This is a genomic window from Pantoea sp. MBLJ3 (genome assembly GCF_000816655.1).
GTDB classification, from domain to species: Bacteria; Pseudomonadota; Gammaproteobacteria; order Enterobacterales; family Enterobacteriaceae; genus Pantoea; species Pantoea eucalypti.
In genome coordinates this window covers 1,168,203-1,194,763 of the sequence record NZ_JSUT01000005.1, presented here as the reverse complement: position 1 = coordinate 1,194,763, position 26,561 = coordinate 1,168,203, and the positions used below count along the sequence as shown (strand labels likewise).

22 protein-coding genes are annotated in these 26,561 nt (G+C 56.5%); 13 read left to right on the top strand and 9 right to left on the bottom strand.

The annotated features are described in order from the left end of the window. Positions 1 to 8: 8 nt before the first annotated feature. The 5 genes from NP77_RS11905 to NP77_RS11885 form a co-directional block, all read right to left on the bottom strand. The gene (locus NP77_RS11905; protein ID WP_008925168.1) at positions 9 to 875 is read right to left on the bottom strand and encodes an ABC transporter ATP-binding protein; all 867 of its coding nucleotides are present in this window, start codon (positions 873 to 875) and stop codon (positions 9 to 11) included. Further along, positions 847 to 1,752: an ABC transporter permease gene (locus tag NP77_RS11900; RefSeq protein ID WP_003853540.1), complete on the bottom strand. Its 906-nt coding sequence runs from the start codon at positions 1,750 to 1,752 to the stop codon at positions 847 to 849. The genes NP77_RS11905 and NP77_RS11900 overlap by 29 nt, the downstream gene beginning before the upstream one ends. After that, positions 1,749 to 2,780, bottom strand: a complete 1,032-nt coding sequence (locus tag NP77_RS11895) for an ABC transporter permease (RefSeq protein ID WP_039660261.1) — start codon at positions 2,778 to 2,780, stop codon at positions 1,749 to 1,751. The genes NP77_RS11900 and NP77_RS11895 overlap by 4 nt, the downstream gene beginning before the upstream one ends. Continuing rightward, the gene (locus NP77_RS11890) at positions 2,777 to 4,408 is read right to left on the bottom strand and encodes an ABC transporter substrate-binding protein (RefSeq protein WP_003853545.1); all 1,632 of its coding nucleotides are present in this window, start codon (positions 4,406 to 4,408) and stop codon (positions 2,777 to 2,779) included. Before NP77_RS11890 ends, NP77_RS11895 begins: the two co-directional genes overlap by 4 nt. A 103-nt stretch (positions 4,409 to 4,511) precedes the next feature. Continuing rightward, a complete protein-coding gene (locus tag NP77_RS11885; RefSeq protein ID WP_039660260.1) occupies positions 4,512 to 5,666 on the bottom strand; it encodes a mandelate racemase family protein in 1,155 nt (384 codons plus the stop codon). A 352-nt stretch (positions 5,667 to 6,018) separates the two neighbouring features. Between NP77_RS11885 and NP77_RS11880 the strand changes: the two genes are divergently transcribed. From NP77_RS11880 to NP77_RS11860, 4 genes are all read left to right on the top strand, one after another. After that, positions 6,019 to 7,134: an ABC transporter substrate-binding protein gene (locus NP77_RS11880; RefSeq protein WP_003853552.1), complete on the top strand. Its 1,116-nt coding sequence runs from the start codon at positions 6,019 to 6,021 to the stop codon at positions 7,132 to 7,134. Between the two features lie 165 nt (positions 7,135 to 7,299). Next, the gene (locus NP77_RS11875; RefSeq protein ID WP_003853554.1) at positions 7,300 to 7,707 is read left to right on the top strand and encodes a DUF2231 domain-containing protein; all 408 of its coding nucleotides are present in this window, start codon (positions 7,300 to 7,302) and stop codon (positions 7,705 to 7,707) included. A 12-nt stretch (positions 7,708 to 7,719) separates the two neighbouring features. Beyond that, positions 7,720 to 9,021, top strand: a complete 1,302-nt coding sequence (locus NP77_RS11870) for a sorbosone dehydrogenase family protein (RefSeq protein WP_003853556.1) — start codon at positions 7,720 to 7,722, stop codon at positions 9,019 to 9,021. Positions 9,022 to 9,651: 630 nt separating this feature from the next. Beyond that, complete coding sequence (locus NP77_RS11860) at positions 9,652 to 10,284, top strand: DapH/DapD/GlmU-related protein (protein WP_039660257.1); 633 nt, start codon at positions 9,652 to 9,654, stop codon at positions 10,282 to 10,284. 36 nt (positions 10,285 to 10,320) lie between these two features. Here the strand turns inward: NP77_RS11860 and NP77_RS11855 are convergent, their stop codons facing one another. Together NP77_RS11855 and NP77_RS11850 are read right to left on the bottom strand one after the other, a co-directional pair. Then, on the bottom strand, positions 10,321 to 10,587 hold the full coding sequence (locus tag NP77_RS11855) for a hypothetical protein (RefSeq protein ID WP_039660253.1): 267 nt from the start codon (positions 10,585 to 10,587) through the stop codon (positions 10,321 to 10,323). Between the two features lie 233 nt (positions 10,588 to 10,820). Continuing rightward, positions 10,821 to 12,023: an MFS transporter gene (locus NP77_RS11850; RefSeq protein ID WP_008925174.1), complete on the bottom strand. Its 1,203-nt coding sequence runs from the start codon at positions 12,021 to 12,023 to the stop codon at positions 10,821 to 10,823. 128 nt (positions 12,024 to 12,151) lie between these two features. On the opposite strand from NP77_RS11850, the gene NP77_RS11845 reads away from it, so the two are divergent. Both NP77_RS11845 and NP77_RS11840 read left to right on the top strand, forming a co-directional pair. Beyond that, positions 12,152 to 12,607, top strand: coding sequence for a helix-turn-helix domain-containing protein (locus tag NP77_RS11845; protein ID WP_008925175.1), 456 nt, complete (start codon positions 12,152 to 12,154; stop codon positions 12,605 to 12,607). A gap of 236 nt (positions 12,608 to 12,843) precedes the next feature. Next, positions 12,844 to 14,274, top strand: coding sequence for a cytosine permease (locus tag NP77_RS11840; RefSeq protein WP_003853564.1), 1,431 nt, complete (start codon positions 12,844 to 12,846; stop codon positions 14,272 to 14,274). 88 nt (positions 14,275 to 14,362) lie between these two features. On the opposite strand, the gene NP77_RS11835 is transcribed toward NP77_RS11840, so the two are convergent. Beyond that, entirely contained in the window at positions 14,363 to 15,685 is a 1,323-nt protein-coding gene (locus NP77_RS11835) for an MFS transporter (protein ID WP_003853566.1), read from the bottom strand. 190 nt (positions 15,686 to 15,875) lie between these two features. Next, the gene (locus tag NP77_RS11830) at positions 15,876 to 16,886 is read right to left on the bottom strand and encodes a GT-D fold domain-containing glycosyltransferase (protein ID WP_039660249.1); all 1,011 of its coding nucleotides are present in this window, start codon (positions 16,884 to 16,886) and stop codon (positions 15,876 to 15,878) included. A gap of 669 nt (positions 16,887 to 17,555) precedes the next feature. Between NP77_RS11830 and NP77_RS11825 the strand changes: the two genes are divergently transcribed. From NP77_RS11825 to NP77_RS11795, 7 genes are all read left to right on the top strand, one after another. Beyond that, entirely contained in the window at positions 17,556 to 19,913 is a 2,358-nt protein-coding gene (locus NP77_RS11825; protein WP_039660247.1) for a membrane-bound PQQ-dependent dehydrogenase, glucose/quinate/shikimate family, read from the top strand. Positions 19,914 to 20,214: 301 nt separating this feature from the next. Beyond that, positions 20,215 to 21,195, top strand: a complete 981-nt coding sequence (locus NP77_RS11820) for a TIM barrel protein (RefSeq protein ID WP_003853574.1) — start codon at positions 20,215 to 20,217, stop codon at positions 21,193 to 21,195. A gap of 55 nt (positions 21,196 to 21,250) precedes the next feature. Then, positions 21,251 to 22,291, top strand: a complete 1,041-nt coding sequence (locus tag NP77_RS11815; RefSeq protein ID WP_039660246.1) for a substrate-binding domain-containing protein — start codon at positions 21,251 to 21,253, stop codon at positions 22,289 to 22,291. Positions 22,292 to 22,306: 15 nt separating this feature from the next. Further along, positions 22,307 to 23,809 carry a sugar ABC transporter ATP-binding protein gene (locus NP77_RS11810; RefSeq protein WP_008925180.1) on the top strand — a complete coding sequence of 501 codons (1,503 nt, stop codon included), beginning with the start codon at positions 22,307 to 22,309 and terminating at the stop codon, positions 23,807 to 23,809. A gap of 32 nt (positions 23,810 to 23,841) precedes the next feature. Beyond that, on the top strand, positions 23,842 to 24,813 hold the full coding sequence (locus NP77_RS11805) for an ABC transporter permease (protein WP_003853579.1): 972 nt from the start codon (positions 23,842 to 23,844) through the stop codon (positions 24,811 to 24,813). Beyond that, positions 24,813 to 25,670, top strand: coding sequence for a MurR/RpiR family transcriptional regulator (locus NP77_RS11800; protein ID WP_039660244.1), 858 nt, complete (start codon positions 24,813 to 24,815; stop codon positions 25,668 to 25,670). Before NP77_RS11805 ends, NP77_RS11800 begins: the two co-directional genes overlap by 1 nt. A 2-nt stretch (positions 25,671 to 25,672) precedes the next feature. Continuing rightward, positions 25,673 to 26,533, top strand: coding sequence for a PfkB family carbohydrate kinase (locus NP77_RS11795; protein WP_039660242.1), 861 nt, complete (start codon positions 25,673 to 25,675; stop codon positions 26,531 to 26,533). Positions 26,534 to 26,561 lie beyond the last annotated feature (28 nt).

Sequence of the window (26,561 nt, the reverse complement as noted above, 5' to 3'; positions counted from 1 at the left end):
ACCACTCCTTAATCGGTTAACCAGCTTGCGTGACGTTGTAACACTGGCAGGCGTGTGCGGCGGTGATCAAGGTCGGGCAGCGCCGCCAGCAGTCCCTGCGTGTAAGGATGCTGTGCGCGATCGAGGTCACAGGCGGCCAGTGACTCCACGACGCGCCCGGCATACATCACCAGCACCCGATCGCAAAAGCTGCGCACCAGATTGATATCGTGACTGATAAAAATCAGCCCCAGTCCGCGCGCTTTCACCAGATCATCGAGCAGTGCCAGCACCTGCAGTCTTACTGAGACATCCAGCGCAGAGGTCGGCTCATCGGCAATCACCAGTTCCGGTTCGGTGATCAACATCATGGCAATCATCACGCGCTGACCCTGACCGCCGGAAATCTCATGAGGATAGAGCTGATAAACCCGTTCTGGATCGCGGATCTGCACTTCCTCCAGCATTGCCAGCGCCCGCTGACGTGCTGCCGATTTCTGATCGCGATGATGACTACGCCAGGCCTCGGCGATCTGCTCACCAACCCGAATCACCGGATTCAGCGAATATTTCGGGTCCTGCATAATCATTGAGATGCGTTTGCCACGAATGGCGCGCATCTGCGCCGGGCTGGCGTGCAGCAGGTCGATATCGCCAAACTGCATCCGGCTCGCCTCAATGCGCGCCTTCGCCGGATGCAGCTGCAGCAGGGCGCGACCCACGGTCGATTTACCGGAGCCAGACTCGCCGACTATCGCCAGCTTCTCCTGACCGAGCTGAAAAGAGACGCCGCGCACCGCCGGGGTTGCCTGGCGTCCGTTAATAAAGTTCACGTGCAAATCGCGCACGTCGAGCAACGGCGTGGCGTTACTCACTGCGGGGATCAAGCAGGTCACGTAGGCCATCTCCTAAGAAATTAAATGCCAGGCTGTTAATCAGGATCGCCAGACCGGGCACGGTGACCACCCACCAGCACTCAAGCATGTAGGTGCGGCCGCTGGCGATCATCGCGCCCCATTCCGGATCGGGCGGCTGTGCGCCCAGCCCGAGAAATCCCAGCCCGGCGGCAGTGAGGATAATGCCCGCCATATTCATGGTGATGCGGATAATCACCGACGGCAGGCAGAGCGGAATAATATGTTTCCACAGCACCCGCAGCGGCGATGCGCCCTGTAAACGGACCGCTGAGATAAAGTCCGCCTGACGCAGCGACAGCGTTTCGGCGCGCGCCAGACGGGCGATAGGCGGCCACGCGGTGAGCGTAATGGCAATCACCACATGCTCCAGACCCGGGCCCAGGGCGGCAACAAACGCCAGCGCCAGTACCAGGCTCGGGAAGGAGATAAAGATATCGGTGACGCGCATCAGCACGCTATCGACTTTGCCGCCGAAGTAACCGGCGGTGACGCCCAGCAGCAGGCCCAGTGGCCCGACGGTGACCGACACCAGCAGTACAATGTAAAGCGTGATGCGCGCGCCCCAGACCAGACGGCTGAAAATATCGCGGCCAAACTCGTCGGTGCCAAACCAGTGGGCTGCACCGGGCGGTGTCAGGGCGTTGTTCAGATCCTGAATCAGCGGATGATATGGCGCGATCCAGGGCGCAAACAGTGCGACGATGCAGAGCAGCAGCACAATGCCGCCGCCAATGGCGGTGAGGGGATTACAGGCCATGCGCCAGAGGAAATAGCCGCAGCGGGCTGCAAACCGCTGGCAGCGTGCCAGACGCTCGCGGGAGTGACTTACAGAGGCAGTGTCAAAGGAGATCGTCATACTTTGGTCCTCGGATCAAACACCTGATAGAGCAGGTCGGAGATCAGGTTAAGCAGTACAAAAATCAGGCCCACCACCAGCACACAGCCCATCACCGCATTCATATCGCCCAGCATCAGGCTGCCGGTGAGGTAAGAACCAAAGCCGGGCCAGGAGAAGACCGTTTCGATCAGTACCGCGCCCTCCAGCAGCGAGCCATAGGCCAGCGCCACGACGGTCAGTAGCTGCACCAGGATGTTGCGGAAGGCGTGCTGCCAGATCACCTGCCATTCGGTCAGGCCTTTGACCCGTGCGGTCAGGATGAACTCCTGCGAGAGCTGCGCCAGCATAAAGCTGCGCGTCATGCGGCTGATGTAGGCCATAGAGTGAAAACCCAGCAGCGAGGCGGGCAGTACCAGATGGTTGAGTGCGTTCCAGAATACCTGGCTGTTGCCGGCCAGCAGGGCGTCGATCAGCATGAAGCCGGTGCGATGGGGCACAATGCCATCCAGGCTGAAATCCACCCGTCCTGCGCCGCCGACCCAGCCGAGATGGGCATAAAACAGCAGCAGGCCCATCATGCCGACCCAGAAGATCGGCGTGGAGTAACCGGCCAGACTGAGCATCCGCACCACATAGTCGATGACGCTGTTACGGCGTGCCGCCGCCAGCACACCCAGCGGTACGCCGAGGCCCGCACCAATCACAATTGCCAGCGTGGCCAGCTCTACTGTGGCGGGAAAGACGCGCAGAATGTCGTATACCACCGGCTGACCGGTGAGCAGCGCATGGCCGAGATCGCCATGCAGCAGCGCGTTAAGGTAGATGCCAAACTGTACCCACATCGGTTTATCAAAGCCGAGCTGGTGGTAGACCTGCTGGTAAGTGGCCTGATCGGCGTCGGGGCCGACAATCGCCAGCACCGGATCCAGCGGCATTACCCGGCCAATAAAAAAGGTCAGCAGCAGCAGGCCGAACAGGGTAATCAGCACCTGCACCGCGCGATGGGTGATGCGACGGCACTGATGTCGGGTCAGGGTCAGAATCATGGGGTGCCTCCCGCCAGGGCTTCAGGGGTTTTCCAGACGTCGCGCAGAAAGGTGGTCGCGGAGGGATGGGGCTGATACGCCTGCACCCGGTTACTGACCACCACGGAGTCGAGCATTTGTGAAATCGGCATCAGCGCAGGCACCAGCTGGTCATAGCGTTGCTGGATGGCGAAATAGTCCTGCTGCTGACGGGATTTGTCGCGTTCAACCAATGCCTGATCGATCATGCGGTTAAGCTGCGCGTCGTAGAAACCGGTGCGCCAGCCCTGAAAGTTAGTCAGCCGGGCGCTGTCCGCATTGTTCGGGTTGTAGACCAGCGAACGCAGGCTGGAGTGGGGATGCGGCTCTACACCGCTGCCGCCGCGTCCGACCAGCAGATTAAACTGACGATCGCGCATCGCGCCATAAATCTGGTTGCCGGTGCCGGTAATGATTTTTGCGCGAATCCCGCCCTGCAGCAGCGTTGACTGCACCGCGATGGCGATATTCAGGAACGGCTGATCGGCCAGCACCCGCAGCGTGGTGTCGAAGCCGTCCGGATAACCCGCCTCAGCCAGCAATGCCCGGGCACGCGGCACATCGAGCCGGTAACCGGGGTCGGGGAGCGTGGCGGGCATCCCGGCCTGAATCGGGCGCTGATGGAGTTCGCCGTAGCCGGTCATCAGGCTCTTATTGATGCCCTGATAATCGACCAGATAGCGGACCGCCTCACGCACTTTGCTATTCCCGAAGTGCGGATCTTTCATGCTCATCGCCAGGTAATAAATCGTCCCTTTTCTGACCGCGTCGATGGTGAGGTCGGGATCGTGGCGCAGGGCGCGCACGTCGGGGATCGCCATGTTACTGGCAATATCCAGGTCGCCTTTCTCCATCATCAGCCGCAGGGTCTGCGACTCCTGAAGGTGGCGGAACACCACCCGCGACATTTTTGCCTCTCCGCGCCAGTAGTCTGCCGCGCGACTCATCCGCAGCACATCTTTTGCCTGCCAGACATCCAGCCGGAACGGGCCGGAACCCGCTTCATGCGTGGTCAGCCAGCGGTTGCCCCAGTCGCCATCAACCTCATGCTGCTGCACCGTTTTGCGGTCCAGGACCACCATGCTGCCCAGCGCCGCCAGCGAGTAAATCACCAGTTGCGGATCGTTTGGCTTAGGAAGTGTGATCACCAGCGTGCGGTCGTCGGGGGCGGTGATCATCTGGTCAACGTTGTCGCGGCTGAAACCGTACGATTTCCACACCGACGCCTGCGCCAGATTCAGATGCAGCACCCGCCGCATCGACCAGACCGCATCGGCGCTGGTGAGCGGATTACCGGAATGAAACCTGACGTTGTCACGCAGGTGAAAGGTCAGGGTGCGGTTATCGGGGCTCACTGACCAGCGTTCGGCCAGCGCCGGGCGCACCTCGGTGAGCTGCTGCGGGTTCAGCTCAACCAGGCCGTCATAAAGATTCACCACTATGCCGACCACCTCGTTGCCGGTCATGGCGGCCGGATCCAGGGTGAGCAGGTTATTCATGTTCATGCCGACGATTAGCTGGTCATCCGGCGTTTTTGCCTGGATAGACGCGCTGCCCGTCAGCACCACCAGCGTGATCAGCCACGCGCCACATCGTTGTGTCAGGGTCATAAGTGAAGTCCAGCAGGTCAGAGGTTTTTTCCCCGTTTACCGCATCGACAGAGGTGCGCGGTAACGGGGTTCTTATTGTGTGCCGTACTTTCGGAAGTGCGATTTACCAGCGATTCAGCGTATGAGTCTCAATCCAGCTGAAATTAATATCTTCACCCAGTCCGTTTCCCGTGGACAGGGTGACAAAGCCCTGATCGTCCATCGGATCAATCAGGCTATTGAGGTAGGCAGGCGGCGTCTCATAATCCAGGAAGGGATGCAGCAGGCCGCGCTCATACCAGCGGCAGTTACGAATCGCGCCGACCACCGCCAGGCTTGCTGCACCGTTGCCGTGGACTTCGCAATCCATACCAAAGGCTTCAGCCAGACTGGCCACTTTCAGCGTGGCAGAGATGCCGCCTACGCCATTGGCACCCGCACGCAGAATGTCGCACGCGCCGGCGCGAACCCAGTCGGCACGGCTGTGATGTTTACCGCCCAGACTTTCCGGGCCGAGCACGTCGATAGAGAGGTTGTCCGCCAGCCAGGCGTAAGAGGCCATGCTCTCTTCTTCCATTGGCTCCTCAAACCAGGCGAAATTAAGTTTTTCCAGTGCCTTGCCGATGGTCAGCGCGTCACTTCGGCTATACCAGTGGTAGCCATCCAGCATCAGTGCGATATCAGGGCCGACCGCTTCGCGCACTGCCGCGCAGGCTTTGATATCCATGGCCGGGCTGGGCGCAAAGGAGACCGGCGGCATCCAGGTGTGCAGCTTAATCGCCTGATACCCGCGCGCCACCAGCTTTTCAGCAAACTGTGCATACTCATCGGGCGTCGATAAACCACCTTTCAGCTCATCGCCACACATGGTGCTGCCGTAAGCCGGGATCTTCTCGCGATAGCCGCCCAGCAGCTTGTGGACCGGCTGTTTCAGTTTGCGCCCAATCAGATCCCACAGTGCCTGCTCCACAGCGGAGAGCGCCCGTTCGGTGAGCTGGTGGGCACTGCCGCGCTGCCAGTGCACCAGGTCCTGCCACAGACGCTCGCGGTCAAAGGCGTTCTGACCGATCAGCACCTTGCGGAAGAAGGCATTAACCACGTGAGAACGCACCACTTCCGGCGGCGTAAAGGCGTAACCGCAGTCGCCATCCTCGCTGGTCAGGGTCAGTAACGCCATCTGGGCATCATTCTCCGGACCCGGATGAGAGTGTCCTGCGCTGTCGGCGCAACGCTGGGTGGGATAAGTAAAAAGGGTGACATCAATGGCGCTGATCTTCACGGTTAAGCTCCTGTGGCAGGCTGTCCTGATGAATTATTAAAACGCTGTTTCATTTTAAATTTAGCGATCACAATTCATTAACGCATTAGCCAAAACGATACGATTAATGGCTAAAATATGTGCAGCCGCCCAGGCCGTTGTGAGCATATTCACGAAAGATGCGCGTTTTGTGAGCCGCGACACGCTGCGCTTTTTTGTGCCCGGAGGGAGCATTGTTTACCCTCTTCTCAGCCTGTTAACGCCGCGCTGCAAAAAACATTTATTTGGATGACTTCCCCTGACCCCGGTTTTAGGTAATAGTAACGCCGTTTTACATTAATAATTCTCATTATCATTTGTGCGGGTTTTTACAATGAAAAAATGGTTTTTAGCGCTGGGGCTGTTGACGTTAGCCGGGACGGCTTCGGCCAAAATGATTACCGATGTTGCAGGCCGTCAGGTCGAGGTGCCGCAGGAGGCAAAACGCATCATTCTGGGCGAAGGGCGTCAGATCTATCTGCTGGCGGCGTTTGATACGGGTGCGCCGTTTAAGCGGGTGATTGGCTGGCGTGATGACCTGCATAAAGCGGACTGGGACGGTTATCAGGCTTATGAAAAACGCTATCCGGAAATTAAAAAATTACCGACCTTTGGTGGCGCAAAAGATGGCACCTTCAACGTGGAACAGGCGTTAACCCTGAAGCCCGATCTGGTGCTGATGAATCTGGAATCCAAAGCTGCCACCGATGAAGGCAAGCTGATTGAAAAACTGCAGGCGGTGGGTGTGCCTGTTGTGTTTATCGATTTCCGCGAAGCCCCGATGGAGAACGCGGAGAAAAGTATCCGCATCATGGGCGAACTGGTGAATAAACCAGAGCGGGCGCAGGAAATTATTACCTTCCGCCAGCAGCAGATTGACCTTGTCACCTCGCGTCTGAAAAACTTTACCGGCTACCGGCCGAAAGTGATGATTGACCGTGCAGGCGGCTACAGCGACGAGTGCTGCATGTCGTTTGGTAATGAGAACTTTGGTCAGATGGTAGAGATAGCAGGCGGTCGCAATATCGCTAAAGATCTGATTCCTGGTACCTTCGGCACCGTTAACCCGGAGCAGATCATCGCCAGCCAGCCGGATGCGGTGGTGGTGACCGGCGCGAACTGGAAGAACTACAATACCGTGGGCAAATGGGTCGGCGTGGGTCCGGGTGCCAACGTCACTGAAGCCACGGCGCGTCTGAAAGCGCTGATGATGCGCGATGCTTTCAAAACTCTGCCGGTGGCGCACAACGGCAACGTCCACGCCATCTGGCATCAGTTCTATGATAGCCCGTATCAGTTTGTGGCGATTCAGGCGCTGGCGAAATGGCTGCACCCCGATCTGTTTGCTGATTTGGATCCGGACGCCACGTTCCGCACCTTCCACGAGAAGTTTCTGCCGCTGCCTTACCAGCCAGGATACTGGGTCACGTTACCCGCGGATAAGTCCTGACAGACCGGCGATGACAGGGACGTCATCCGCCTGATTTGCAATTCCCTTCGAATAAACCCTCTGTTTCTCTTCAGATTTACTAATCTTTTACAGGCGCGGCGTCGGTTGCTCTGAGCAGCGCGACGTCTGACCCGATCCGCATTCACGTTAAAAATGGAGAGAAACATGCGCAATACCCTGGGAAGATCGGCGTTTGCCGTGACGCTTTATGCCTTGCTGGAGCCTGTGCCGCTGGGCTTTTTTGTCGCCGCCTGGCTGTTCGACATTCTCTACATGCAGACCTTTGTACAGTTCTGGACGGATGCCGCCAGCTGGCTGATTGCGCTGGGACTGATACTGGCGATTGTGCCGCGACTCATCGCGCTGGTTTATCTGTTTCGTGGCAGTGACAGTGCGGAAAAGGGCCATTTCTGGCTCTGGCTGGTGGCGATTGCGATCGCTATCGTCAATGCGTTTATTCACAGCCGTGATGCCGCCGCTGTGATCCCGCTGGGTGTGACGCTTTCGACGCTGGTGGTAGCACTGCTGCTGCTGGCGAATGTGCAACTTGCGTTACGTCAGCGTAGCGCTTAAGGAGGAGCCACCATGAACATACCGCATAAAACGCTGCTCGCGCTGACCCTGACCGCCTTGCTGGCAGGCTGTGATGAGGGTGCGCTGGTCGATCCGCAAAAGCAGACGGGACCGAACCCTGAACTGCCGCAGGCGAAGAATTTCTTTATGCCGCCAATGCAGGTGCCGGAAGGCACGCCCTGGAAAGCGGGTGAAATGCCAAAAGTGGCTGACGGGTTAAAGATTGAAAAAATTGCTGAGAATCTGCAGCATCCGCGTCAGGTCTATGTGCTGCCAAATAACGATGTGCTGGTGGCGGAATCCAACGGACCACCGAAGCCAACGACACGGCCTAAACAGCTGATCATGGGCATTGTGCAAAAAGCGTCAGGCAAAGGGGGAGAAGGCGGCAATCGCATTACGCTGTTGCGCAATGTTAACGGTAAATGGGAGCAGCATCGCTTTATTGAAAATCTGCATTCGCCGTTTGGTATGCAGCTGATTGGTAATACGCTCTATGTCGCGAACGCTGACAGCCTGGTGAAATTCCCCTATCGCGAAGGGGAAACGGAGATTCGCACCGCACCAGAAGAGGTGACAGAATTGCCGGGTGGACCGATTAACCACCACTGGACCAAGGCGCTGTTAGCCAGCCCCGATGGCAGCAAGCTCTATGTCGGTGTCGGCTCCAACAGTAACGTCACCGAGAACGGCATTGGTGCCGAATATCGTCGTGCGGCGGTGCTGGAGGTGGACGCAGCCAGTGGTGCCAGCCGTATCTTCGCCAGCGGACTGCGCAATCCAACCGGCTTACAGTGGGAGCCGCAGAGCGGCAAGCTGTGGGCTGTAGTCAATGAGCGTGATGAAATCGGCTCCGATCTGGTGCCTGATTACATGACCTCAGTGCAGGATAAAGGCTTCTACGGCTGGCCCTACAGCTACTATGGCCAGCATGTGGATACCCGTGCCGAACCGCAGCGCCCCGATCTGGTAGAGAAAGCGATCAAGCCCGATTATGCCCTGAGTTCACATGTCGCGCCGCTGGGTCTGCTGTTTTATGGCGCCGATAACATGCCGCAATACCGTGGTGGCGCGTTTATCAGTGAGCATGGCAGCTGGAACCGGACACCGCTGAATGGCTATAAAGTGGTGTGGGTGAAATTCGAGAATGGCAAGCCAGTAGGGCAGCCGCAGACGGTGGTCTCGGGCTTCCTGACGGATGACGAAAAGCAGGTGCGCGGTTTGCCGGTGGGTCTGGCCAGCGACAAACAGGGCGGTGTCCTGATTGCTGACGATGCAGGTAATACCGTCTGGCGAATCAGCGCCGCGAAGTAAGTTCCGTGCTGCTTTTTTAAGCAGGAAGCAGGCATAAAAAAAGGATTTGGCATGTCGCCAAATCCTTTATTTTTTTGTTCGCTACCCGGCTGGTAACCGCGCTGCGAACGAGGTGCTCAGCACTCTCCACAGACAAGATTGTAAAATGTGCGGCTAAGGATTTCAAGTTTCGCCAAAATGCTGTATGTTTATACAGGTGTTGAGTGTTGAGCATCGCCTCATTGTCGACTGGCCGCTCCCAGGGGCACGGTTTTAAAATCCCGGCAGGCATCAGGTGGTGCTGGCCTGTGGCTTTAACCATGAGTGCCGCTCAGCCCTCTCCACAAAGATGTGCTTAGGCACCCGGCGGGTAGAGTCAAAGCCCTGGTTTGCCGAACAGCGCGCTCCTGTAAAAGGAGAAGGAAAGTGATGGAACTGACTAAGCTGATTCTGGATCTTATCCGGGTCATCTTGCAGATCATCGTTGCCCTTATGCAACTGACCGGTCACGCAGGTTAACCGGAACTTGAAACAAGGCGGAGCTAACCACTCCGCCTTTTTTCTTTGTCAATTCTCTGTCATCGGCGTTGTGTAAGGTGGTAAGGCAAAAAGCAGGCCGCCGGGGCGCTGCTTATCCAGACCGGGAGTAATATGTCCATTGCCGCCGTTGTACCTGCCCGTTTAGCGCACACCTGGATTGATGACACTGTGAAGATGCGGGAAACCACCGTGGGTCAGCAGTGTGAGATCCTGGCGCACAGTTCACTGGAATATAGCGAACTGGGTGACTTCTCCTATGTCGGCGAGCACTGCTGCCTGGCCGACACCAAGGTAGGGCGATTCTGCGCCATTGCCAATCAGGTGCGTATCGGTGCGCCAAATCATCCCATGGACCGCGCCTCTCAGCATCGCTTTACCTACTGCCCGGAGTATTATCATCACGATGCCCGACGGGACCAGGGCTTCTTTGCCGCCCGTCGCGCCGACCGTGTAGTGATCGGAAATGATGTCTGGATCGGTCACGGTGTCATTGTGCTGCCTGGCGTTACGATTGGAGATGGTGCGGTGCTGGCTGCGGGCGCCGTCGTGACGAAAAACGTTGCGCCTTACAGCGTGGTTGGCGGTGTGCCGGCCCGGCCACTGCGGGTGCGGTTTACCCCAGCGATTGCGGCCCGCCTTCAGCGCATTGCCTGGTGGAACTGGCCGCTGGAGAAATTGATGGCGAATCTGCCCGACTTTCAGCACGGCGACATCGACGCGTTCTGCCAGCGGCACGATAGTTAATTTGCTCATTATCCCGCTGACTGAGGGCGCGTCTGCCTATTTAAAAATGAGCCAGCCCGCCACGCTAAGCAGTCCCACGGTCAAAATGGCAAACACTTCCCCGCGAGCAAATGCATTCGCACGCTGCTGATCGTCATTATGAATGTCATGAAAACGTGCCAGCGCACGATTTTCATCAGGGGCGGTCACTTCTTCGAATTGTTTCTCGTAGCCGCGCTGAGACAGTTCAGCCGCGCCTGCGCTGTCGCTTCTCTCCAGCACGGTAATCTGGCGTCCATTCTTAAAAAAACAATATTCCGGCATGTGCTCCTCCTGGAACAGGGTGGCTGTGAGAAATAACCTATATGAACCGGCCGCGCGTTGTATAGCGAAGTCTTGAGACTCTGAATACTGGCGTCGCTTACCGCAAAGCATATCTGTCACGGATGATAACTTCCAGGCTGTTGAATGGTCTGCTGTGCCGGTCTGTCCCTCGCACCACACCAGAGAGTCTTACCGAGCCATCTGTGGAATAATGCCCTGCAGAGGTAATGTCATTAGTGACGCATACCGTACCAGCAGAGAAAGGCAGAGGCGCTGGCAGTTGCCCCGGCATAGCAGACCGCCTGCCATCCCCAGTGGGCGTAAAGCTGGGTAGCTGCAATCGCGCCCAGTGCACTGCCCAGCGAGTAAAAGCACATATAGGCACCGACCAGACGACTGGCTGCCTCGGGCCGGGCAGCCACCAGCAGGCTCTGATTAATCACATGTACCGTCTGAATAGCGAAGTCGAGCAGGACCACCCCGACTATCAGCAGCAGTAGCGAGCTTTGCAGCGCGGCTATCGGCAGCCAGGAGAAGGTCAGCAGCACCAGGGCGAAGCCGGTGGCTTGCTGCCCCCGTCCCTGGTCAGCCCATGAGCCTGCTCTGGAGGCCGCCAGCGCCCCGGCCAGACCCGCCAGTCCGAACATCCCAATCGCGGTGTGAGTCAGCGACAGGTCCGTCAGCGGCAGTACCATCGAAGACCAGAGCATACTAAAGGCCGCAAAAATCAGCAGCGCGAGGATGCCTCGCCTGCGCAACAGCGGTTCCGTCCGGAACAGCCGAAAAACCGACAGTAACAGCTGAGTGTAGGGGGTGCGCTGCGGCTGGCCGGTTGTGGCGGGCAGCACTTGCACCAGTACCAGCGAGATCAGCAGTAACAGGCAGGCGGCCGTCAGAAAGACCGCCCGCCAGCCCGCCAGATCGGCAATCATCCCGGAAATAAAGCGCGCCAGCAGAATGCCGATCACGATGCCACTTGTCACGCTACCCACCACCTGTCCACGCTGCGTGGGTGACGCCAGCATGGCGGCCCAGGCCACCATCAGCTGCGTGACTACCGCCATTAACCCCACCAGCAGCATCGCACAGAGCAGCGTCATCAGGTCGGGCGCGAAAGCCGCGGCGGTTAACGCCAGCACGGAAAGCACCAGCTGGGTGAGCACCAGTTTTTTGCGGTTGATGCAGTCGCCTAACGGCACCAGAAAGAGTAATCCGAGGGCGTAGCCGGTCTGAGTGACCGTGACCACCGTGCCAATGGTGCCGGGAGAAACCTGCAGGCTGGTGGCTATCAATTCCAGCAACGGCTGCGCCGAATAAACATTGGCGACCGCCAGTGCAGAGGTGAGTGAGAACAAAAAGATCATCCGGGGTGAGAGCACCGGCATCGCGGCGGGCGATGGATCGGCTTCCTGAGCCTTGCATGTCGTCGTGGTCATAATTATGCCTTCTGGTTTTTATTTGAAACTGGATTGACATTATCATTAATCGAGCTGGTTTTTTTTTGCAACTTCTTTTCAAGGTGGCTAAGCTGGGTTCATCAGACAGGCAGAGTGAGAGAATAAAAATGGCTAAGCAGGAATCCCTGAGAACCAGCGAGTGTCCGGTTGCAAGAACCCTGGAGTCTATAGGTGAGCGCTGGTGCATGATGATCGTGCGTGAAGCCTTTGATGACGTCCGCAGATTCAGTGACTTCCAGCGCAACTTAGGGCTGGCGAAAAATATCCTGGCGTCGCGCCTGAAGCAGCTGGTGGAGATTGGGGTGTTTGAGATTGCGCCGGCCTCGGATGGCAGCGCCTACAGCGAATATGTCCTGACCGAAAGAGGCCGTTCACTGTTTCCGGTGGTGGTGGCTATGCGCCAGTGGGGCGAACGCTATCTGTTTGAAAAGGGCGAGACCCACTCGGTGTTGCTGGATAATGCGGAAGGCAAACCGCTGCCGCGTCTTGAAGTTTACTCGTCTCAGGGGCAGAAACTGGATCCCGCCGACTGCCATCGTCAGCGGGTCGTTGCTGAGGGTTAACCGTCGGAGTATCGCCTCCTCCCTGCACGCTGAGCCTGACCTACCTGGCATCGCACGCGATCCCGATCGGCGTTATCAGCCTGTCGATATCATCACATTTTCCAATGACAGGTTGCCTTGTAACTTTCAGATGTGCATGACATTCTCGCTAATTGTATAGACATGTAATTGCAACCAGGGATAGGGCAAATCACGCTTTCCGTTAACGCGTCTCTTACCGTTTCAGCGAGGAATCTATGTCGGTCAAATCATCCGTATCAGATTATTCAGGCGCAGAGAAACCGCGCCTGTCAGAAACCCGTTCTATTGATTACATCCCATTGCGTGAACGGCATGGTCATCCTTTTAGCCAGTTCACGCTCTGGTTTGGTGGCAACCTGCAAATTACCGCGATTGTTACGGGTGCGCTGGCCGTGGTACTGGGCGGCGATGTCATATGGTCCCTAATCGGCTTACTGGTGGGACAGATTCTGGGTGCAGCGATCATGTCGTTGCATGCGATCCAGGGTCCGCGTCTTGGGTTGCCGCAGATGATCACCAGCCGTATGCAGTTTGGCGTCTTCGGTGCCGTGATTCCTCTGGTGCTGGTCTGCATGATGTATGTGGGGTTTTCAGCCAGCGGGACGGTCCTGGCGGGGCAGGCCCTGGCTAAACTTGTCGGTGTCAGCAATGCAACCGGGATGATCCTGTTCAGCACCCTCATCGTGATCATTGCGGTGCTGGGCTATCGCGTGATTCATCAACTGGGGAAGGTGGCGAGCGTCATTGGCGTGTTAGCCTTTGCTTATCTGTTTATCACGCTGTTCACTACGCATGATTTATCCGCCGTGTGGCAAAATCAGCACTTTACCCCGGCAAATTTTCTGCTGGCGGTCTCTCTCTCTTCCTCCTGGCAGATTGCCTTCTGTCCTTATGTCTCGGACTATTCGCGCTACCTGCCAGCAGATGTCTCTGCGAAGAAACTCTTCAGCGCGGTATTTTTGGGCACCGTACTGGGCACCCAGGCGTCAATGACGCTGGGCGTGATCGTCGCGGCCATTGCCGGAAGTGCGTTTGCAGGCAATGAGGTCGGTTACATCGTGAGTATGGGCAGCACAACAACCATGGCTATGGTGATTTATTTCGCCATTTGCTTTGGGAAAATCACCTTTACCACGCTGAATGCGTACGGCAGTTTTATGTCACTGACCACTATTGTCTCTGGCTTCCGTCAGCAGACCACACTGAGTCGCGGCGGGCGCATACTGTTTGTGGTACTGATGGTGGCGCTGGCCTGCGTTATTGCTCTCCTCAGTGAACCGGCCTTTCTGAAATCCTTCACGCACTTCCTGCTCTTTTTGCTGGCTTTCTTTGTGCCCTGGAGCGCGATCAGCCTGACCGATTTTTATCTGATCACCAAAGGCAGCGTTGATGTCCCGGCGCTGTCTCAGCCGGACGGACGCTATGGACGCTGGAACCTTGCCGGTATTACCGTCTATTTTCTGGGGGTGCTGGTGCAACTGCCGTTTATCGATAATCCGCTGCATCACGGATCGCTGACCTGGATTTTTGCCGGTAATGATGTCTCGTGGATCGTCGGCTGGTTTGCGACGGCACTGTTGTGGCTTGTCGCCAGCCGCTGGGATCGCCGTGGCACACCTGAACAGTCAGTTTATCCTGCGGGGTGACAGATTAAGCCGCCGGGCGGCTGGCATTCAGGGAGAGTCAGCGCGGGTGAGTGATCACCCGCGTGTCAGGCAATCTGCGCGTTTTAAATCAGGCTGCTGAAACATCCGCCGTGCCGGTCTGCGCCTCAGCCACCAGCGGCTTCTCAGGCTGTAGCAGCGTCATCGCCAGCATGCTGCCGAAGGCGATGACTGCGGTGACGGTAAACATGGCGTTATAGCCGTAATATTCCGCCAGCCAGCCACAAAGCATCGGGGAGATAATTGCCGCCAGATTGGCTATCGCCAGTGTCATACCGCTGTAGGTACCCACCGACGCCTTCGGGGTGACATCAATCACCACCGACCAGTAGACATTATTCACCAGTGCATTCAGCGCATTGCCCAGGGTCATCAGTGCAATAATTCCGGCTGCCGACTGGACATAGGGAATGGCCATAAAGCAGCAGGCGGTGCCGCACAGCGTGACTGCGGCAAAGAGATTGCGCGCCAGACGCAAATTACGAAAGCGGGCCAGCAGGGCATCAGCAATGCGACCGCCCAGCAGCACTGTAATACAGGCACCGCTCCACGGAATCATCGCCACGTACCAGAGCGAGTGCAGGTCATAATGAAAATTATCCTGCAGATACTTCGGCATCCAGGTCACCAGGGTAAAGGTGATGTAAAGGAAGGAGAAGTAGCCGAGTGCGTTGCAGACCAGCGTGCGGCTGGTAAAGAAGCGCCACCAGGGCAGTGGAACGCCATCGCCGGCGCTGCGGCGCTGACCGCTCAGGATCAGCGTGCGTTCTGCTGCGCTGGTGTGGGGACTTTTATCCGGGCTGTCGCTGAACGTGCGGGCAAACAGCAGCATTGCCAGCAGAGAGAACACCCCAAGCAGGATAAACATCATGCGCCAGTCATGGGTCAGAAGCAGCAGGCCTACCGCAATCGGCGCTGTCAGCAGTGCGCCAACCTGCGTCGAGAGCAGGCCGATGCCCAGCGCAAAGCCGCGCTCGTTATCGGGTGCCCAGTGGGCGATCGCCTTGTTCATCAGCGCATAGGCCGGGCCTTCGGAAAAACCAAACAGGATGCGCAGGGCAGCAAAGCCCATAATGGCTGAGCCGCCAAACAGCGCCATGCCTAACTCTCCAGCCCAGGCGGTCGCGATTTCCAGCAGCGACCAGAGCACACCTGCCAGCAGCCAGACCTTTTTCGTGCCGATACGATCGGCAAGGAAGCCGCCACATAGCGAACCAAACAGATACCCAAAGCCAAAATATCCCAGCACTGCGCCAAGCTGGACTTTGCTGAAGTGGTACTCGGTCGCAATGGCGTTGGCTGCAAATGACAGGGCGCCACGATCGATGTAATTGATCAGGGCGATCAGGAACAGCAGTGAAAATATGGTGTAACGGTAACGACGGGTATTCATCTTACTTCTCCTGATTAAGTGTCTCAGGAGGACTCAAGCAAGATTGATGCCGGAAAGAAAATTTGCCCGGCTAACACTGGCAGGTAGCGTGCCCGGGCAGTTTACTCTGCCCGAAACGGTATTCGCTGATCTCGCTAATTATTTGCCTGCGCATCAATGCGGTGCAGTTGCTGCCTGACAATGGTGAGTCTTACGCGGCGTTATGATGGCTCGGGCTGACGTGGGGCAGTGGGATAACCACGGCTTCTGCTTCGGCTTCTGTGTCCGGCATTTTGTTCAGTGATTCGCCGACGTGTTGCAAAATCTGCCGCTGGTAAGTTGCATCGGCCACGGTAGTCTGTTCACTCAGCAGCACGCCCGCCTCATTGACGTTTTTACCTTCTACTTTTATTTTTGTAGTGGCACTGGCCAGCATCCACTCATATTCAATGTCAACGTGACCGCTATCGATACAGCGGATACCTCGCTGACTTAAATCATACGCCAGTACCGTTGCCGTCGGCCCTAAAGAAATCAAGACCAGATCAAAGTTGACGGCATTCTCTAATACGGTATCAAAAAGACGGTCATAAACGGAAAAGGCATTACGGTTCAGCGTGGTAATACGTTTAACGTCGCTTGCGCCATCAAGTAAATCATTGCCTAAACCGAGACGTGTGCCACTGCCCTCAACAATTAATACCCGACGGCCCTGATAAAGCTGTTTGAATTTATCAAATATCGTCCGGGAAAGTTTTTTTTCTTTATAATCGTGATAAGGGCGGGTGACAGACGTATTTCCATACCGGACCTGTTGATTCAGCAGAGTCTCATAATGTTTAAAGTAAAATGATTTATGGAAGAACCAAAACAGGGCCGATCCATTTTTCATATTACGGGTAGTGCGAAAGGCATCCGGCAGACAAATCAGGCAGTTCGGATTAGCCGCAGCGTCCTGTTGCAGCAAGGCTTTGAGCCGCCCTGACAGTTTTGGATCAAAGGGCTGAAAACCGATATTTTTATACCAGGTCATTTCAAGTTCGCCGTCGCCGTAACGGGCCAGAGATAATTGTGGATTACGTAATAACAGATCAATTGTTTCTTCTATCGACATTACGGAATAACGCTTTACTCGTGCCTGAGCAGCAGGGTAGCGAATAGCTGCATTTAAAAACTTAAACGGAAAACGAAACTTGCGGTAAATAGCGTTGAGTGCGGACATAGTCAACCTGCCTGGGTTATTGCTGCCAGAGAAAATCCTGCCTGCTGGCTGGATAAAGAGAAGTGAGAAGAATGAAATATATCACAATTAGATTTCGCGTCATGCTACGGAATGTCTGAATTACTCTTCAGTCCCGGAACGACTTCTTTTATTAATCTATATATTTTTGAGGTTAAAGTGACAGAAATCATGACAGCGTAAAGTCAACTGCCAGATTTAATAATGTGAAAATCATTGACACCGCATGAGTGCTGATACTCTTTCTGTTTAAAAAAGGAAAAGAATAACATTCCCGCTTTCAGCAATAAGAGTTATTGCAGGGCGGTGCAAACAAACCATTATGATTATTTGACGTTAAAAATTGTCCATCAATTACACTTAAGCCAGCTTTATAGAAGCGATGCTTGTCTGATATTTGTTCGCCTTTGAACAAAAGGTGCGATAGTTAGCGGCCTATGGTTAACATTTTGTGATGTATATCTCCTTATTCTGCCTTCAGAAAGTAAAAAAAGCGGTCTGAATACCTCTGCAGGTAACATTTACAATAAATATTGCTAATGATTTACGCCTGTACACGTTTTTACATATTTCACACGTAAGTTAAAATCTCGTTGAATTTATGTTTCCAGCTTAACTTACCTATCATCGCTAATGACCCGAGGAAGGATCATGATCAATAAATTAACCAGTATAATCATGGTGATATTTGCTATCGCCCTGATTTACATGGGAGGACAACTCCTGCTGGCAGGAGGCAGCGCGTTCTATGCGCTGATGGGTGCAGGCATTTTGCTCAGCGCTATTCTGCTATTAATGAACAAGCGCAGTGCGCTGACCCTCTATGCGCTGCTGATGTGGGTCACACTCTTCTGGACTATCTGGGAAGTGGGCTTCGACAAATGGCAGTGGATCCCGCGCGGTGACCTCTTTGGTGTGCTGGGCGTCTGGCTGGCTCTGCCGTGGGTGGTGCGTCCGCTTTATCAGGGACAGCGTCGCTTCCATCCGTTCCTCGGCGGTTCAGTGGTGCTGATGGTATTGCTGGTGGCTGGCCTCTGCTTCTACGATCCGTTGCCGCAGCAGGGCGCTATCAATACACCGCGTAACGCCTCTGCGACCGGTGGTGCCGCTGACGAGTGGAGCGCCTATGGCGGAACCGCGGATGGCCAGCGCTTCTCGGCGCTGAAGCAGATCACCAAAGATAACGTCAACGATCTGGAAGTGGCCTGGACCTATCACACCGGCGATCTGCGTCAGGGTGATGATGCGACCGAATACACCTTTGAAGCGACGCCGCTGAAAGCCAACGGCATGCTTTACTTCTGTACGCCGCACAACGAAGTCCATGCGCTTGACCCGGAAACGGGTGCGGTGAAGTGGAAAACCGCGCCGGATAAAAACCGCTCTTATCTGCAGCAGCATCAGACCTGTCGCGGCGTGAGCTATTTCGATGCCGGTCAGCAGGTGCAACAGCAGACGGGCGCAGCACCGGCCATCTGCCGCAAGCGTATCTTTAACGCGACCACCGATGCCCGCCTGCTGGCGCTGGATGCCGACACCGGCAAGCCGTGCGCTGACTTTGGTGACAACGGTGTGGTGAACCTGCGCGCCAACATGGGCGAGGTGCGTCCGCATGCGCTGATGCAGACCTCAGCACCGCTGGTGGCAGGCAATCTGGTGATTGTCGGCGGCTCAGTGATGGATAACGGCTTCAACAGCGGCAACCCATCGGGTGTGATCCGTGCCTATGACGCCGTCAGTGGTCGTCTGGTGTGGAACTTCGATCCGGCTAACCCGGATAACACCGCGCCCGTCGCTGCAGGAGCCACCTATCCGCAGGATACCCCGATCGCCTGGGCTACCCTGAGCGCGGACCTGAAAAACGGCCTGGTCTATGTGCCGTTTGGTAATGCCTCGCCGGATGAAGTAGGGATTGAACGCGATCCAGCCAGCAACACCGAGAAATTCCGTGATGCGCTGGTGGCGCTTGATCTGAAAACCGGTGCGTTCAAATGGCGCTATCAGAGTTCGAACCACGACCTGTGGGATCGCGATAACCCATCACAGCCCTCGCTGGTGGATATTAACTATCAGGGCAAGCCGCAGCCTGCGGTGATCCTGCCGACCAAAACCGGCAACCTGTTTGTGCTGAATCGCCTGACTGGCGAACCGGTTTACCCGGTAGAGCAGGTTAAGGTCTCTACCGATGGCATTAAGGGCGAGCAGTATGCGGCGACCCAGCCGGTCTCCAGCCTGAACTTCATCCCGCAACCACTGACTGAGAAGTCGATGTGGGGCATCACGCCGTTTGATCAGATGGCCTGCCGCACCACCTTCCGTGAGTTGCGCTATGACGGTAACCCGTGGACGCCGCCCACCGAGAAAGGCTCGCTGATCTTCCCGGGCAATATCGGGGTGTTTAACTGGGGTTCCGTGGCTGTTGACCCACAGCGTCAGATGCTGATTGCGGCACCGGTACGCCTGGCTTACAAATACAACCTGATTAAGCGCACGCCGGAAACCGAAACGCAGCGTACTTTCACCAAAGATGGCACGCCGTACTGGAATGAGAACTTCCACGGTGACTACGCGATTCACATCCAGCAGATGGCGTCGGGACTGGGTATTCCCTGCATCGCGCCACCGTGGGGACGGATGGTGGGTGTGGATCTGACCACCGGCAAAACCGAATGGCTGCGCCGCGTCGGCACCACCAAAAACCTCAAGACCAGCTTCCTGCCTGGCCGCTTCCCGATCGGTTTCCCGATGGGGATGGTGGCGCACGGCGGACCGCTGCTGACGGCGGGTGATCTGGTGTTCCACGGCGCAACGGCAGATAACTTCTTCCGTGCTTACGACAGCACCACTGGCGAACTGCTGTGGCAGACTGAACTCAGCGCCGGAGCGCAGGCCACGCCATCCACCTTTATGGGTAAAGATGGCAAGCAGTACGTGGTGATTGCCGCAGGCGGCCACGGCTCGCTCGGCACCACGCAGGGCGACAGTGTTGTCGCTTTCCGTCTGAAGTAAGTCATCTCGTCCCGCTGAGCGCCGCCCTGGCGCTCAGCTTTTTTCATTTCTTTCTCTGCCAGATTCCATGCCCGGCTTCTCACGACAACCCGTTGTCTTTCAATTAAATTCTCCCTCCACTGCCTGTTATTCATCTGATAACACACCGAAACTATTTCGTGACAGTGCTCCCGGTTTAGAGATTTCCCCATCCTGACAGACTTGCGCATTAAGCCGCGAGGCGTAGATTAATATATAACTTCACAATTAATCGTGAATATGAAAAGTACTTCACAATACGCACTCTGAAGGATTGAGCCTCATGTCGGAACTGAAATTTGCTACCCGTCTCAACTCGTTCGCCTCGGGCGCACACCTCTACTGGCCTGACCTGCAGGGCAAGCCGTCGGTTCTCCAGATGGTTGCCCGTGCGGGAAAGGTAAATGGCTTAACACATCTCGATCTTAACTTTCCGCAGCATCTCACCACTGACATCGCCACTCTGCGCCAGGCGATTGAGGATGCGGGCCTGGCGGTAAATGGCATGCAGATGCGCTGGGATGCACCTCAGTTCAAAATCGGTGCATTTACGCATCCGGATGCGAAAGTGCGTCGTGAAGCGATCGAGCTGACCAAGCGCGGTATCGATGCGGGTCGGGAGTTTGGTTCCCGACTGATGACCCTGTGGATGGGGCAGGATGGATTTGATTACTGCTTCCAGGCCGACTACAAAAAGATCTGGGAGGATGCGGTCAGCGCTGTACGTGAAGTGGCAGAGTACGCGCCGGATGTTGACGTCAGCATCGAATATAAACCCAATGAGCCTCGCGCCTACAGCATCTTCCCTAACGCGACCACCTGTCTGCTGGCAGTGGAAGAGGCTGGCTGCGCCAATCTGGGTATCACGCTGGATTTCGCGCACGTCCTGTTTGCCAATGAGATCCCGGCTTACGCTGCTGCGATGGTGGCACGCCGCTCACGGCTGCTGGGACTGGACCTGAATGACGGCTGGGGCAAACGTGACGACGGACTGATGGTTGCCTCCGTGAATCCGCGCGCCACGCTGGAGTTTCTCTGGCAGATGCAGCGTGACGGCTACAGTGGCGCTTACTACTTCGATACCTTCCCGGATGCCAGCGGTCTGGACCCGATTCGTGAAGCAGAGAGCAACATCGCCACCGTTAAGCGCCTGCTCAGACTCTGTGACCAGCTGCACGGTAACGCGGCATTACTGGCGGCCATTGCGCGTCAGGATGCGGTGGCTTCCCAGCAGATAGTCAACGACATCATGCTGGCTCGCTGACAGTCGATTAATCCTAAGAACATCACACCTCTACCCACATGCTGAGACTATAAAAATGAAAAAACGCCTGCTTGCCTTTATCGCTTCTTCACTGCTCTGCAGCACAGTTTATGCGGCAGATCTGGCACCGCTGCAATCCGACACTGAACCGGATCGCACCGACTGGACCCAGCTTGATACTAAATATGGCGCGCTGCCGAAAGTCGACAAGTCGCTGAAAATTGCCGGGGTATCAAAAACCCTCACGAATGAGTACTGGCGCCTGCTCGGCCAGGGCTACCAGGACGCGGCGAAAAAGTATGGCATTACCGTCGAGTACCAGGCGGCAGCCAATGAGGACGATCAGCTTGGTCAGCTGTCGATTGCAGAGACCCTGATCTCCCAGGGCTTTAACGGCCTGCTGGTTTCGCCGCAGACCGACATCAACCTGCAGCCTGCGCTGGAGAGTGCGAACAGCAAGAATATCCCGGTGGTGAACGTCAACGATGCGGTGATGCCGAATGCGCGTTACTACGTCGGCAACGTGCAGAAAGATAACGGTGTGCGGGTCGCGAAGTGGTTTATTCAGCATCATCCGCAGGGCGGGAAAGTCGCGGTGATTGAAGGGCAGCCAGGCGTGTATGCCGCCGGACAGCGTACCCGTGGCTTCAAAGAGACACTGGACGCAAATGGCAAGTTCACCATTGTTGCCAGCGTGCCGGCGAACTGGAGTCGCGAGCAGGCCTTTAATGCGGCGTCAACCATCCTTCAGCAGCATCCTGACCTGATCGGCTTCTATGCGAACAACGACACCATGGCGCTGGGCGTGGTGGAAGCGGTGAGGGCGCAGAACAAAGCGTCACAGGTGGCGATTTTTGGCACTGACGGCATTTCGGATGCGTACGCCTCAATCAAGCGCGGCGAGCTGACCGGCACGGTGGACAGCTTCCCGGTGCTGACCGGTGAAGTGGCGATGGACGTCATGATCCGTCTGATCAATGGACAGAAACTGTCGCGCGTTATCTCCACGCCACAGGCGTTGATCACTAAAGAGAACGTCGACGCGTTCTCGACCAAAGACAACAACCGGTTGCGTGAGCTGCTGGCTCAGCAATAGTCGGCGGAGGCGGGTATGGAACAGTTTCGCTTAATGATGCGCGGCATCAACAAAAGTTACGGTAACGCCGCCGCACTGCAGGAGGTCGATTTTTCAGTGCGACCCGGCGAGGTGCATGCGCTGATTGGGGAAAACGGCGCGGGTAAATCGACACTGCTGAATATCCTCTCAGGCGTGCGCGGCGCTGACAGCGGAGAGATCAGCGTTAATGGCAACAGAGTGCAGATTCGCAGCCCGCTCAGTGCACGTCAGGCCGGTATCGCCATGATTCACCAGGAGTTGCAGCATGTTCCTGAGCTTTCCGTGGCGCAGAACATGTTCCTGGGTCGCCCGCTGACCCGTGCCGGTGGCTGGTGGGTGGATAAAAAAGCGCAGCTGGCGCGGGCGACGCTGATTCTGAAGACGCTGGATCCCACTATCGATCCCGATACGCCGATCAGAAATCTCAAGGTGTCGCAGCAGCAGATTGTTGAGATCGCCCGTGCGCTGCTGGATGACGCAAAAATCATCGCCATGGATGAGCCGACTTCCAGTCTGACGCCCCGCGAGTTCGACCGGCTGGCGGAGCTGATAGGCGATCTGAAGTCGACCGGCGTCTCGCTGATCTATGTGTCGCACAAGATGAATGAGATTTTCCGGGTCTGCGACCGCGCCACCATTATGCGTGACGGAAAGCAGGTGGGTGTGGTCAACATCAGTGATGAGGATGAAGAGAGCATTGTCGCCAAAATGGTCGGACGGAAGATCGACAAACTCGACCATCAGGCGTTTGTCAGCGAACGCGAGGTGCTGCGGGTAGAGGATCTGACGCGGGGCAATGACGTGGTAGCCGCCAGTTTCAGCGTGCGAGCTGGTGAAGTGCTGGGCATTGCCGGGCTGGTGGGTGCGGGGCGGACCGAACTGCTCAAGCTGATTGCCGGCATCGACAGGCGTACCGGTGGCACGGTGAGCGTCAACGGCACCGCAGTGCAGAACCACAACGTGCGTGCGGCGATCAAAGCAGGTATTGGCCTGGTGCCGGAGGACCGCAAGAAAGAGGGCATCATTAAAGAGCGGGCGGTGAAGATGAACATGGCGCTGCCGTCGATGCACCGCTTCACGCTGGCGGGGCTGATGAACCATGCCCGGCTCGACCGTGAGGCGCTGAGGGTGATGGGCGACCTCAAACTGCGTCCGCTCGACATTGAGAAAACCATCGGCACGCTGAGCGGCGGCAATCAGCAAAAAGTGATTATTGGCCGCTGGGTGGCGGCGGATGCCAACGTGTTTCTGTTTGATGAGCCGACGCGTGGCATCGACATTGGCGCTAAGTCTGAGATCTATCACCTGATTGAGAAACTGGCGCAGGCGGGCAAAGCCATTGTCGTGGTGTCGTCAGAGATGACCGAGATTATGCGCATCTCTGACCGGGTGCTGGTGATGCGCGAGGGGCGTATCACCAAAGAGCTCACTGGCAGCGCGATCACCGAAGAGAACATTGCCCGCTATGCCATTAAAGATATCGACCAGACCGCCTGACCGCTTACCTGACACTATTTAAGGTTAATATTATGACGACTCAGACCTCCACCGCGCCAGGTACCCGACCCGCGCTGCGGCTTAAATTTAACGTGCGTGATGCCGGTACTTTAATTGGCCTGTTGATTATCGTGGTGACATTTTCGTTTCTGTCGCCGGTCTTTTTCACGCTGCCAAATCTGCTGAATATATTGCAGCAGTCTTCGATCAACGCCCTGATTGCTCTGGGCATGACGCTGGTGATTATCTCCGGCGGGATTGACCTTTCGGTTGGCCCCACCGCGGCGCTCTCAGCGGTGCTGGGTGCCACGCTGATGACCCTGGGTGTGCCGGTGCCGCTGGCGATTCTCGCGACGCTGGGCGTCGGCGCGATGTGCGGGCTGTTCAGCGGTTCGCTGATTGCCTATGCCGGGCTGCAGCCGTTTATCGTTACGCTGGGCGGCCTGTCGCTGTTCCGGGCTATCGCGCTGATTTATACCGGCGGCAATCCGGTCTTTGGCATTCCGCTGGCGTTCCGCAGCCTGATCAATAGCACGGTGCTGGGTATTCCGACGCCGATTGTGATTGTGGCGGTGATTGCGCTGCTGCTCTGGACGGTGATGAATAAGACCCCGCTGGGGGAATATATTCTGGCGATCGGTGGTAATGAAGAGGCGGCGCGGGTCGCGGGTGTGCCGGTGAAGCGCACCAAGGTGACGGTTTACATCTTCTCCGGTCTGCTGGCGTCACTCGCTTCGCTGATTCTGATTGGTCGTCTGGGCGCTGCCGAGCCGACTATCGGCAACCTGTGGGAGCTGGACGCTATCGCGGCGGCGGCCATTGGCGGTGCATCATTGATGGGCGGCAAGGGCAGTATTTTCGGCACGCTGATTGGCGTGGTGATCCTCGGGGTGTTACGTAATGGCCTGACCTTACTGAACATTCAGGCCTTTTACCAATTGCTCGCTACCGGCCTTATTATTATCATAGCGATGTTGATTGACCGGGCGACCCGAGGCAAGTAATGAAGCAAGATCCGCGAGCCATTGGCGCTCAGATTCGTATGCGTTTGCCCCAACTGACGCCGTTAGAACGCCGTGTGGCGGAGGCGATAATGGCCCGAACCGACATGACTGAGCAGTCGTCTTTAAAGGAGATTGCGCAGGAGAATAATGTCTCTGAAGCGATGATCGTTAAGATTACGAAAAAACTTAACTTCACCGGCTTCAGGCATTTCAGAAGTGGTCTGATCTATTACAACCAGTCTGAAGTGGCGGGACTGCATGCGGAAATTGAGCCGGATGATTCGTCGGAGCAGTTGCTGGCCAAAGTCTTCAGAACCTCTATCCAGGCCATCGAAGAAACATTATCGATTCTGGATGTCTCTGAATTCAATCGTGCGGCGGATATCATCTTTAAAGCGCGTCATATCGATCTCTATGCCGTCGGCGGCTCTGCCGCCGTGGCGCGGGACCTGTCGCACAAGATGCTGAAGATTGGCATCAAGTCGACCGCCTATGACGACGCCCACATCATGCTGATGTCAGCCGCCGTGTTATCTGATGACGATGTGGTTATCGCCATCAGCCATTCGGGTGCGACACGTGCAGTGAACGATCCGGTTAAACTGGCGGGAAAGAATGGCGCGAAAGTGATCGCCATTACTAACTACGCCGAATCCCCGATCGCGCAGAGTGCGCATGTGGTCCTCAATTCAACCTCTCAGGGATCGCATCTGTTGGGTGAAAACGCCGCGTCACGCATCGCCCAGCTCAATATTCTGGATGCGCTGTTTGTCGCTATCGCCAAGAAAGATCTGAAGCGGGCGGAGAAGAACCTGATGAAAACCCAGCATGCGGTTCAGGATCTGCGGGAATTCTAGCTATGAGCAAAATTGCAGTCACCGGCAGTCTTCATTACGACATTATGCTGGACGCACACCATCGCCCGGAGAAAGGCGAAACGGTGATGGGCAGCGCCTGTCACTATAAGTTCGGCGGCAAGGGCGGGAATCAGGCGGTCGCGGCGGCCCGTGCGGGCGCAGCAGTGCGTTTTGCCGGGTCGGTGGGGCGCGATCAGCAGGGGAAATTCCTGCTGGATCATCTGCAGCAGGCCGGTGTCGATTGTACGCAGGTGAGTGTGACCGATGCGCTTCCCTCCGGCATGAGCGTGGCGATTACCGATGCTGAAGGGGATTACGGCGCGGTAGTGGTCTCTAATGCCAATCAGCAAATCCCGCTTGAGACCTTTGCACAGCCAGGCTTCTGGCAGGATGTTTCGCTGCTGGTGCTGCAAAACGAAGTCCCGGAGGCGGTAAATCTCTGCGCGGCACAGGCGGCTCGGCGGCGTGGGATTACGGTCTGTGTGAATGCTGCACCTGCCCGGACATTGTCAGCGGGGTTTGAGGGCTGTATCGATCTGCTGGTGGTGAACGCCATCGAAGCGCGCGATATGTGCGGGATTAACGTGCAGGATCTGACTTCAGCGCGTGCTGCTGCGGCATCGCTGGCGGGACGCTTTGCCCGCGTGGTGGTGACAGCAGGTGAACACGGAGTGGCTTACAGCGAGGCAGGAGAGACGCACACGCTGGCGGCGCAAAAGGTGACGCTGGTCAGTACACACGGTGCCGGGGATTGCTTTGTCGGGGTGTTGTGTCAGCGCCTGAGTCTTGGCGCAACGCTGGGAGAGGCGGTCAGTGACGCTAATCGTGCGGCTGCCGAACACGTTTCACGGCAGCCGCATTGATAAATGCGTGCCACGTCACTGACGTGGC